Source organism: Alsobacter sp. R-9 (assembly GCF_054612375.1).
Map to the genome: position 1 here is coordinate 232051 of NZ_JBTSWJ010000008.1, position 10317 is coordinate 242367.

The following is a 10317-nucleotide window of genomic DNA, read 5'->3' on the forward strand; positions in this document are numbered from 1 at the left end:
CAGGCCGGCGATGACGCCGCCCTGCGGGATCATGCGCCCGCGGGCCCTCTCACGCCACCCGCCTCACGCGACCCTCTTCAGCCAGCGGCGCGGGTCTGCGTCGGCCCCGCCCTCCTCGCCCAGCGCCTTGATCAGCGCGTCCATGGACTGGAGGTTGTGGATCGGCCGGAACTCATCGACATGCGGCAGCATGGCCCGGATGCCCTGCGCCTTGGCCTCGAAGCCGCCGAAGCGCAGCAGCGGGTTGAGCCACACCAGCCGCCGGCAGGAGCGGTGCAGCCGGTCCATCTCGACCGCGAGGTCGTCCGTCCCGTCCCGCTCCAGCCCGTCGGTGAACAGCAGGACCACGGCGCCCTGCCCCAGCACGCGGCGCGACCAGCGGCGGTTGAACTCGTGCAGGCACGTGGCGATCCGCGTCCCGCCCGACCAGTCCTGCACCTGCGTCGAGCACAGCGCGAGCGCCTCGTCCGGGTCGCGGCTCTTCAGCGCGCGGCTGACATTGGTGAGCCTCGTGCCGAACAGGAAGGTGTGCACGCGGCGGCGGGCATCCGTGAGCGCGTGGAGGAAGTGCAGGAACAGCCGCGTGTAGTCGGCCATCGAGCCGGAGATGTCGCACAGCGCCACCAGCGGCGGGTGCTTCTGCTCCACGTCGCGGTAGGCGAGGTCGATGACGGCGCCGCCGGCCCGCAGCGAGCGGCGGAAGGAGCGCCGCGGGTCGACGCGCCGGCCCCGCACCGCCGCCACCATGCGGCGCGTGTCGATGCGGTCGTCGGGCAGGCGCAGCATGGCGATGGCGCGCTGCGCCCTGGCGATCTCCTCGGCTGTCATCTGCGCGAAGTCGCGCGACTGCAGGATCTCGCGCTCGGAGACGGTGAGGCGGGCGGAGAACTCCGTCTGCTCCTCCGGCTTCTCCTCCTCGCGCTTCGTCTGCTTGAGCAGCGCCTCGGCGACCCGCAGGGCGCCGGCATCCGGCTTCTTCGGCTTCTCGTCCTTCTGCCCGGGCGAGATCGGCGACAGCGTCGCGATGATCTTCTCGACGAGCGCCTTGCGCCGCCAGAAGATGCGGAACGCCTGGTCGAAGATGTCGGAGTGCTCGTGCTTCTTCACGAACACGGCATGCAACGTCCAGTAGAAGTCCGCCCTCGTGCCGACGCGCGCCGTCTCGACCGCCGCCAGCGCGTCGAGCACCGCCCCCGGCCCCACCGGCAGCCCGGCGTCGCGCAACGCGCGGGCGAAGAACGCGATGTTCTCCGCGAGCCGCCCGTCGCCGCCCGCCGGCGTGAGGATGTCGGGTGTCCCGTTCACGCCGCGCTGCCCCCGGCCGCCCTTCGCACCCTCACACCGCCCGCTTCACGTTGGTGGCCTCGGCCTTGAGCTGGTCGAGGATGGCCTTGGCCTGCGAGCCCTGCATCTTCTGGATGTCGTCCTGGTACTTCAGCAGCACGCCCAGCGTGTCGGAGACGAGCGTCGGGTCGAGCGCCACGGCGTCGAGCTCGACGAGGGCGGAGGCCCAGTCCAGCGTCTCGGCGACGCCGGGCACCTTGAAGAGGTCCTGCGCACGGATCGCCTGCACGAAGGCGACGATCTCCTTGCTCAGCTTCGCCGGGGCCTGCGGCGCCTTGGCGCGCAGGATGGCGAGCTCGCGCTCGGCGTTGGGGTAGTCGACCCAGTGGTAGAGGCAGCGCCGCTTCAGCGCGTCGTGAATCTCGCGGGTGCGGTTGGAGGTGACGATGACGATGGGCGCGTGCTCGGCCTTGATCGTCCCCAGCTCCGGGATCGTCACCTGGAAGTCGCTAAGAATCTCGAGCAGGAAGGCTTCGAACGCCTCGTCGGTGCGGTCGAGCTCGTCGATGAGCAGGATCGGCGCGCCGGCCGGGTCGGGCGTCAGCGCCTGCAGCAGGGGCCGCTTCACGAGGTAGCGCTCGGAGAAGACGTCCTCCTCCAGCCGGCCGCGGTCGACGGCGCCCTGCGCCTCGGCGAGGCGGATGGCCATCATCTGGCCGGCGTAGTTCCACTCGTAGACGGCGGAAGCGACGTCGAGGCCCTCATAGCACTGCAGGCGGATCAGGCGGCGGCCCAGCGTCTGGGCGAGCACCTTGGCGATCTCGGTCTTGCCGACGCCCGCCTCGCCCTCCAGCAGGATCGGCCGCCCCATCCGCAGCGCCAGGAACACCACCGTTGCGAGCGACCGGTCGGCGACATAGCGCCCGCTCTCGAGCAGCGCGACCGTGTCGTCGATGGAGGCGGGCAGCGGGCGGGCGGCAGGGGTGGAGGCCATGGGAGCGGTCTTTCGGTGAACGTCTTGCGGTCGGGCGTCCGGGCGGGCGCAGCCGGAACGCTACAGTGCCGCGAGCGCGGCCGGAACTCAGATAAACAACGAAGGGGCCGGGACAAGCCCGGCCCCCGTGGAGCAGCCATGTGCAGCGGCGGCGTGCTTCGGCCGAGCCGCCCCTCATCCGCCCAGCGGACGCGGGCTGTTGCCCGCTTCCGCCCCTTTTGGAGCACGAGCCGGGCAGGCCCGGCGCGTGCGGGGCACCTTCTCCCCGCATGCGGGGAGAAGGTGGCGCGCAGCGCCGGATGAGGGGCCGTCCCCTTACTTGCCGATCGCGGCCGCCACGGCGCGCTTGGCCATGACGACGATGAGGTGCGCGCGGTACTCGGGCGAGGCGTGGATGTCGCCGTTGAGGCCCTTGGCCGGCAGCGTCACGCCCTCGAGCGACTTCGGCGAGAAGCGCTTCTTCAGGGCCTCCTCCAGCGCCGCGGCGCGGAACACGCCGTTGGAGCCGGCGCCCGTCACCGCCACCCGCACGTCCGAGCCGCGCTTGGCGACGAAGACGCCCGTCAGCGCGTAGCGGGAGGCCGGGTTCGGGAACTTGGCGTAGGCCGCCTTGCCGGGGATCGGGAAGGCCACCTTGACGATGATCTCGCCCGGCTCCAGCGCCGTCTCGAACAGGCCCTTGAAGAAGTCGGCCGCCGCGATCTTGCGCTTGTTGGTGACGATGGTGGCGCCGAGCGCCAGCGCCGCCGCCGGGTAGTCGGCTGCCGGGTCGTTGTTGGCGATGGAGCCGCCGATGGTGCCGCGGTTGCGCACCGCCGGGTCGCCGATGCCCTCGGCCAGCGCGGCCAGCGCCGGGATGGCCTGCTGCACCACCGCGGAGGTGGCGACGTCGGCGTGCTTCGTCATCGCGCCGATGACGACGGCACGGCCCTTCATCTCGATGCCGGAGAGGCCCTCGACCTTGCCGAGGTCGATGAGCGCGGACGGCGCGGCGAGGCGCTGCTTCATGGTCGGCAGCAGGGTCTGGCCGCCGGCCAGCAGCTTGCCGTCCTCGGCCTTGGCCAGGGCGGAGGCCGCCTGGCGAACCGTCTTCGGGCTCACATAGGAGAAGGCATACATGGGTTCGTTCCTCGAAGCGGATGAGAACGGAGGACCGGCGCGGGGCTAGCCCAGGCCGGTCCGCTGGTTGTTACTCGGCGGCCTGCTTGCGCATCGCCTTCTGGGCGGCGCGCCACACGACCTGCGGGGTGGCCGGCATGGTGACGTCCTCGTGGCCGAGCGCGTCCGTGATCGCGTTGATCACCGCCGGCGGCGCGGCGATGGCGCCGGCCTCGCCGCAGCCCTTGATGCCGAGCGGGTTCGACGGGCACGGGGTCACCGTGGTGCCGACCGCGAAGGACGGCAGGTCGTCGGCGCGCGGCATGCAGTAGTCCATGTAGGACGCCGTCACGAGCTGGCCGTTCGAGTCGTAGTGGGCGCCTTCCAAGAGCGCCTGCCCGACGCCCTGGGCGATGCCGCCGTGGACCTGGCCCTCGACGATCATCGGGTTGATGACGTGGCCGAAGTCGTCCACCGCCGTCCACCGCTCGATCTTCGTGACGCCCGTCTCCGGGTCCACCTCGACCTCGCAGATGTGCACGCCCGAGGGGAAGGTGAAGTTGGTCGGGTCGTAGAACGCCCCCTCCTTCAGCCCCGGCTCCAGCTCCTGGCCGGAGAACTTGTGGGCGATGTAGGCCTGCAGCGCCACCTCGCCGAAGCCGAGCGACTTGTCGGTGCCGGCGACCGAGAAGCGGCCGTCCTTGAACTCGATGTCGTCGGCGGAGGCCTCCAGAGCGTAGGCCGCGACCTTCTTGCCCTTGGCGATGACCTTGTCGAGCGCCTTGGCGATGGCGCTCATGCCGACCGCGCCGGAGCGCGAGCCGTAGGTGCCCATGCCGAACTGCACCTTGTCGGTGTCGCCGTGCACCACCGACACCTGGTCGATCGGGATGCCGAGGCGGTCGGACACGAGCTGGGCGAAGGTCGTCTCGTGGCCCTGGCCGTGCGAGTGCGAGCCGGTGAGCACCTCCACGGTGCCGACCGGGTTGACGCGCACCTCCGCCGATTCCCACAGGCCGACGCCGGCGCCGAGCGAGCCCACCGCCGCCGACGGCGCGATGCCGCAGGCCTCGATGTAGGCCGAGAAGCCGATGCCGCGCAGCTTGCCGTTGCGGGCGCTCTCGCGCTTGCGCTTGCCAAAGTTCTTGTAGTCGGCCATCTCGAGCGCCTTCTCGAGGGAGGCCGTGTAGTCGCCGGCGTCGTACATCATGATGACCGGCGTCTGGTGCGGGAACTTCTTCACGAAGTTCCGCTTGCGGAACGCCGCCGGGTCCATGCCCATCTCGCGCGACGCCACCTCGACGAGGCGCTCGATGACGAAGGTCGCCTCGGGGCGACCGGCGCCGCGGTAGGCGTCGACCGGCGCGGTCGTCGTGTAGACGCCCTCCACCTCGCAGTAGATCGCCGGGATGTCGTACTGGCCCGACAGCAGCGGCGCGTAGAGGTAGGTCGGCACGCAGGACGAGAACGTCGACAGGTAGGCGCCGAGATTAGCCTGGGTCTTGACGCGCAGGCCGAGGATCTTGCCCTTCTCGTCGAGCGCCATCTCGGCGTGCGTGACGTGGTCGCGGCCGTGCGCGTCGGAGAGGAAGGCCTCCGTACGCTCCGCCACCCACTTCACCGGCCGGCCGACCTTCTTGGCGGCCCACACGCAGACCGTCTCCTCCGCGTAGATGAAAATCTTCGAGCCGAAGCCGCCGCCGACGTCCGGCGCGATGACGCGCAGCTTGTGCTCGGGGGCGATGCCGATGAAGGCCGAGAGCACGAGGCGCGCGACGTGCGGGTTCTGCGACGTCGTGTAGAGCGTGAAGGCGTCGTTGCCGGCGTCGTAGTCGCCGATGGCCGCGCGCGGCTCCATCGCGTTCGGCACCAGGCGGTTGTTGACGAGGTTGAGCTTCGTCACGTGCTTGGCCTTGGCGAAGGCCGCGTCGGCCGCCGCCTTGTCGCCGAGGTGCCAGTCGTAGACGCGGTTGTCCGTAGACACGTCGTGGATGACGGGCGCGCCCTTCTTCACCGCGGCGCCCATGTCGACGACCGCCGGCAGCACGCCGTAGTCGACGACCACGGCCTCGGCCGCGTCGCGGGCGGTCGCGTAGTCCTCGGCGATGACCACGGCGACGTGGTCGCCGACGTAGCGGACCTTGCCCTGCGCCAGCGCCGGATGGGCGCCCGCCTTCATCGGCGAGCCGTCCTTCGAGTGGATCATCCAGCCGCAGATGAGCCCGCCCACCTTGTCGGCGGCGAGGTCGTCGCCGGTCAGCACGGCGAGCACGCCCGGCTTCGCCTTCGCGGCGGAGGTGTCGACCGACTTGATCGTGGCGTGGGCGTGGGGCGAGCGGATGAAGTAGGCGTAGGCCTGGCCGGGGCGGTTGATGTCGTCGGTGTACTGGCCCTTGCCGGTGATGAACCGGAAGTCCTCCTTGCGGCGCACAGGGGCGCCGACGCCGGTCGATGTCATGGTTCCCTCCTGGTGGCCGCTTCGAGGCGGCCTGAATGGTTCACGTCGGGTCGCGGGATGGGACGGTGCCGGGGACGGATCGCGGGCCTGCGGACCGGGTCAGGCGGGGACGTCGCCGCCGCCGCGCTCCGGTGCCGCGCCCGCCGCGTCCCGCGGCTTACTCCGCCGCGACCTTCTGGCCGGCGCCGGCCATGGCCTTGGCGCCCGCTTCCACCGCCTTCACGATGTTGTGGTAGCCGGTGCAGCGGCAGATGTTGCCCTCCAGCTCCTCGCGGATCGTGTGCTCGTCGAGGTGGGAGCCCTTGCGGTTCACGAGGTCGACCGCGGTCATGATCATGCCGGGCGTGCAGAAGCCGCACTGCAGGCCGTGATGCTCGCGGAACGCCGCCTGCATCGGGTGCAGCTCGGTGCCGTTGGCCAGCCCCTCGATCGTCGTCACCGACGCGCCGTCGCAGGACACGGCCAGCGTGGTGCAGCTCTTCACCGCCCGGCCGTCCACGTGGACGACGCAGGCCCCGCACTGGCTGGTGTCGCAGCCGACATGCGTGCCGGTGAGCCGAAGGTTCTCGCGCAGAAACTGGACGAGCAGGGTGCGCGGGTCCACGTTTCCGGACACCACCTTGCCATTCACCGTCATGGTGACCTGAGCCATGCCTCTTCCTCCACATAGGATGGCGGCGCCGGGCGGCACCGCGTTGTTGGCCGCCGGGGCGGCGCCTGCGAAACGGGATCGGGACGGACCCGGCGGGCGGCTGAAGCGCAGCCGGGCTTCTCGACTGGATCGGGAGTGTGAACCGCCAAAAATGGCGGGTCAAGCGGCATTCGGCGCCGCATCACCCCCGATTTTGGCGCGATTTTGGCTTGTTTTGCCGCAGTCGTGATGCACTGCAGCAGACGAATCCGGGCGCCACGGAGACGCTCACGCCACGGGGTTCACCGCCTTGGCGAAGTTGGCGAAGAACTCGTCGGCCATCTTCTTGGCGACGCCGTTGATGAGGCGCCCGCCGAGCTGGGCCAGCTTGCCGCCGATCTGCGCCTCGACGTCGTAGGTGAGCTTCGTGCCGCCCTCGACATCCTCGAGCTTCACCACCGCCCCGCCCTTGGCGAAGCCGGCGACGCCGCCCTCGCCCTCGCCGCTGATGCGGTAGCCGTTGGGGGCGTCGATGTCGGTGAGGTTGACCTTGCCCTTGAAGGTGGCGCCGACGGGACCGACCTTCACCTTCGCGGTGGCCGCGAACGAGGTGTCGCTGGTCTTCTCCAGGGACTGGCAGCCCGGGATGCAGGCCTTCAGCACCTCCGGGTCGTTGAGCTTGGCCCACACGGTCGGCTTGTCGGCCGGCAGCACGAAGTCGCCGGACATGGTCATGGCCATGCTGAGGTCTCCTGAGAGGGGCCGGCCGGAGCAGCCGCGCCTGAGTCGGCCGGATCAAAGCCCATCCCGCCGGGAGCGACAAGTCCGCCGGTAGGACGAGGCTCCCTGCGCCGGCATGGGCGCCCGCGCCCGCGCTCAGCCCGCAAGGCGCTGACGCAGCGTCGCCAGTGCCGCCCGGTCGCGCGCCTCCCCTGCGGGAAGCTCCACGATCCGGCCGACGCGGGCCGGTCGGCCGGCGAGCACGACCACCCGGTCGGCGAGGGCGAGCGCGTCGTCGAGGTCGTGGCTGACGAGGAGCGTCGTCACGGGGCGCTCGCGGATCACCCGGCCGACGAGCTCGCGCATCCGTGCCGCCGTCGCCTCGTCCAGCGACACGAAGGGCTCGTCGAGCACCAGCAGGTCCGGCCGGATCGCCAGCGCCCGCGCGAGCGAGGCGCGCCGCGCCATGCCGAGCGACAGCTCCGCCGGGTAGCGCTCCTGGGCGTCGGCGATGCCGAGCGCGGCGAGCAGCGCGGCGTCCGCCGGCGGTGCGCCCATGCTGGACGTGGCGAGGTCGAGGTTCTGGCGCACGGTGCGCCACGGCAGCAGGCGCGGCTCCTGGAAGACGACGCCGATGCGCTCCGGCCGCCCCGTGACGCTGCCCTCGAAGTCCCGGTCGAGGCCGAGCAGGATGTGCAGCAGCGTTGTCTTGCCGCTGCCGGACGGGCCGACGAGCGCCGTCACCGACCCGGCCGGCAGGTCGAGAGCCACTTCGCGCAGCACCTCCACGGTCGCCCCGCCGGCGGTCCGGAAGTCCTTGCGCGCGATCCTCAGTTCAAACGGCTGCGACACGCCAGACCCTGGCCCGCCGCTCGAGCGGCTGGAGAACGAGCATCTCGACGGCGATCATCACCGCGGTGAAGCTCAACGCATAGACGAGGATGCCCGCCACGTCGAAGTTCTGGAACGCGAGGTGCAGCTCGAAGCCGACCCCGTTCGGCCGCCCGAGCAGCTCGACGACGAGCACGATCTTCCACACCAGCGACAGGCCCGTGCGCGCCGCCGCCGCCGCGTAGGGCTGCATCTGCGGCCACACGACGTCGGTGAGGCGGGTGAGGCGGGAGAATCGGTAGACGCGCGCCACGGCCTCGAGCTTCGGGTCGAGCGCCCGCGCCCCCTCGCGCATGGTGACGATGACGGTCGGCACCTTGGTCAGCGTCACCGCGCCGATGGCGGCGGCCTCGTTCAGGCCGAACCAGACATAGGCGAGGATGATGACGACGAGCGCCGGCAGGTTCAGCAGCACGATGACCCACAGGTCGAGCAGCCGGTCGGCCGTCGCCGAGCGGCCGAGCCACAGGCCGATGGCGCTGCCGATCGCCATGGCGAGCGTGAAGGCCGCCGCGACGCGCCCCAGCGTCACGAGGACCGCGGCCGCCAGCGTCCCGTCCGCCGCCTCCCGGGCACCCTTGGCCAGCACCGTCGCGGGCGACGGCAGCAGCCGGTCCCCCGCGAGGCGGGAGCCGATCCACCAGAGCGCGACGAGGAGCAGCGCGGACGCGAGCCGCGCCAGCAGCGGCCGGCTCACGAGCCCGGCGGCCGGTAGAACGTGCCGTCGACGAGGGTCGTGGCGCGGCCGACGAGCTTCTCGCCGCCGATTTCCACCATCACCTCGTAGAGCCGCGCCGCGTCAGCGTGCTCGTCCGCCGGCCGGCGGCCCGGGATGCCCTCGCGGAAGCGGTCGCGCAGCTTGAGGAAGATCGCCTCGTCCTCGGCCTTCACCAGCGGGCGCAGCGCCTCCCACTCCGCGTCCGAGGTGCGCATGATCGCCTTGGCCTGCGTCGTCGCCTTCAGGAAGCCCTCGGCGACGGCCGGGCGGGTGCGCGCGAGGTCGTCGAAGAAGGTGTAGCCCACCATGCCGACGGGCTCGCGGGCGCCGAGCGCCTTCTCCACGTCCTCCATCGGCAGCAGCCGGCGGAAGCCCTGCGTCTCCAGCTTCGCCGAGAAGTTCCAGAACAGCAGCGCCGCGTCCAGCTCGCCCGAGGCGAGCTTCTCGGCCAGCAGCGGCGGCGCGCCGTAGACGGGCCGGGCAGCGCGGGCGAGGTCGAGGCCCTGCCGGCGCGCCAGCGCCAGGACCATGAGCCAGGACTTGTCGAGCGGGCCGCCCGCCACGCCGATGGCCTTGCCCTGCAGGTCCGCGAGGCTGCGGGCCGGGGAGGACTCCGCGACCATCACCGCGCCGAGCGACGTCGTGAACGGCACGAAGGTCAGCGGCACGCCCTCGCTGCGCTGGCGCGTCACCCACAGCCAGTCACTGACGATCATGTCCACCGCGCGCGCCTGCAGCGCGATCTTCGTCGCATCGTTGGAGGCGAGTTCCACCGCCTCCAGCGAGAACCCGTTCGCCCGGTCGAGCCCGTGGCGGCGGATGACGTCCATTTCCCACGACACGGTTCCGAACTTCAGGACACCGATCTTCAGCACCTCGGCGGCGCGGGCGCGGCCGGGGGCGGCGGCGAGCCCGGCCCAGAACGCGGCGGCCCCGAGGCCGCCGGCGAGTAGGGCGCGTCGGCTGGCTCCGCGAAGGGCGGTGCCGGTGACGGCGGTGGGGGAACGGGGAGCGTCAGACGATGACATGGCGAAGTCCTCCGGCGAGGACCGGCCCGGCCGTCCCCGCCTCACGCGCGGGCCCGGTCTCGAGGCCCGCCACGCCGCACGGGATGCAACGCAGCAGGATCCGACAAGGGCCCCAGGCCGAACCTTCCGCCAATGCGCCGCCCCTCGCAAGTCCCGTCCTCGCGACGGCTCCCCTGCCCGTCGGCGACCTCTGCGGAAATCCCCGGACCTCGCCTGCCCGTCAGGCTGCTCGCAGCGCCGCCCCTCACGCGGCCCTGCGGGGTGCCGCCCCTCATCCGGCCCTGCGGGCCACCTTCTCCCCGCGAGCGGGGCGAAGGAAGCTGCGGCGCGCGTGAACCACGTCGGCGCCGGGCTCGGCTTCCGCCGGAAGGGCGCCCCCTTCTCCCCGCCTGCGGGGAGAAGGTCCCGGAGCGAAGCAGAGGGGGATGAGGGCCTCCCCGACCAAGCATCCACAGGATCGCTGTCCTCAACAGAGGATCATTGTCGTTGACGCGC

At 71.6% G+C, this 10317-nt stretch carries 9 protein-coding genes; all 9 read right to left on the reverse strand.

The genetic code is table 11. From position 1 onward, the window contains the following. Nucleotides 1-63: 63 nt before the first annotated feature. The 9 genes from ACX9GQ_RS14930 to ACX9GQ_RS14970 all read right to left on the reverse strand — a co-directional run bounded on the left by ACX9GQ_RS14930 (nucleotide 64) and on the right by ACX9GQ_RS14970 (nucleotide 9822). Nucleotides 64-1305, reverse strand: a complete 1242-nt coding sequence (locus ACX9GQ_RS14930; protein ID WP_459630349.1) for a vWA domain-containing protein — start codon at nucleotides 1303-1305, stop codon at nucleotides 64-66. A gap of 31 nt (nucleotides 1306-1336) precedes the next feature. After that, on the reverse strand, nucleotides 1337-2278 hold the full coding sequence (locus ACX9GQ_RS14935) for an AAA family ATPase (protein ID WP_459630350.1): 942 nt from the start codon (nucleotides 2276-2278) through the stop codon (nucleotides 1337-1339). A 315-nt stretch (nucleotides 2279-2593) separates the two neighbouring features. Then, nucleotides 2594-3397, reverse strand: coding sequence for an FAD binding domain-containing protein (locus tag ACX9GQ_RS14940; RefSeq protein ID WP_459630351.1), 804 nt, complete (start codon nucleotides 3395-3397; stop codon nucleotides 2594-2596). Nucleotides 3398-3467: 70 nt separating this feature from the next. Continuing rightward, nucleotides 3468-5834, reverse strand: coding sequence for a xanthine dehydrogenase family protein molybdopterin-binding subunit (locus ACX9GQ_RS14945; protein WP_459630352.1), 2367 nt, complete (start codon nucleotides 5832-5834; stop codon nucleotides 3468-3470). Nucleotides 5835-5991: 157 nt separating this feature from the next. Continuing rightward, nucleotides 5992-6486: a (2Fe-2S)-binding protein gene (locus ACX9GQ_RS14950; protein ID WP_459630353.1), complete on the reverse strand. Its 495-nt coding sequence runs from the start codon at nucleotides 6484-6486 to the stop codon at nucleotides 5992-5994. A 267-nt stretch (nucleotides 6487-6753) separates the two neighbouring features. Next, nucleotides 6754-7206 carry a CoxG family protein gene (locus ACX9GQ_RS14955; RefSeq protein WP_459630354.1) on the reverse strand — a complete coding sequence of 151 codons (453 nt, stop codon included), beginning with the start codon at nucleotides 7204-7206 and terminating at the stop codon, nucleotides 6754-6756. A 135-nt stretch (nucleotides 7207-7341) separates the two neighbouring features. Continuing rightward, entirely contained in the window at nucleotides 7342-8037 is a 696-nt protein-coding gene (locus tag ACX9GQ_RS14960) for an ABC transporter ATP-binding protein (protein ID WP_459630355.1), read from the reverse strand. Then, nucleotides 8021-8758 (reverse strand): ABC transporter permease, encoded by a 738-nt coding sequence (locus ACX9GQ_RS14965; protein ID WP_459630362.1) that lies wholly within the window; start codon nucleotides 8756-8758, stop codon nucleotides 8021-8023. Before ACX9GQ_RS14965 ends, ACX9GQ_RS14960 begins: the two co-directional genes overlap by 17 nt. 11 nt (nucleotides 8759-8769) lie before the next feature. After that, the gene (locus ACX9GQ_RS14970; RefSeq protein ID WP_459630356.1) at nucleotides 8770-9822 is read right to left on the reverse strand and encodes an ABC transporter substrate-binding protein; all 1053 of its coding nucleotides are present in this window, start codon (nucleotides 9820-9822) and stop codon (nucleotides 8770-8772) included. Nucleotides 9823-10317: the final 495 nt, after the last annotated feature.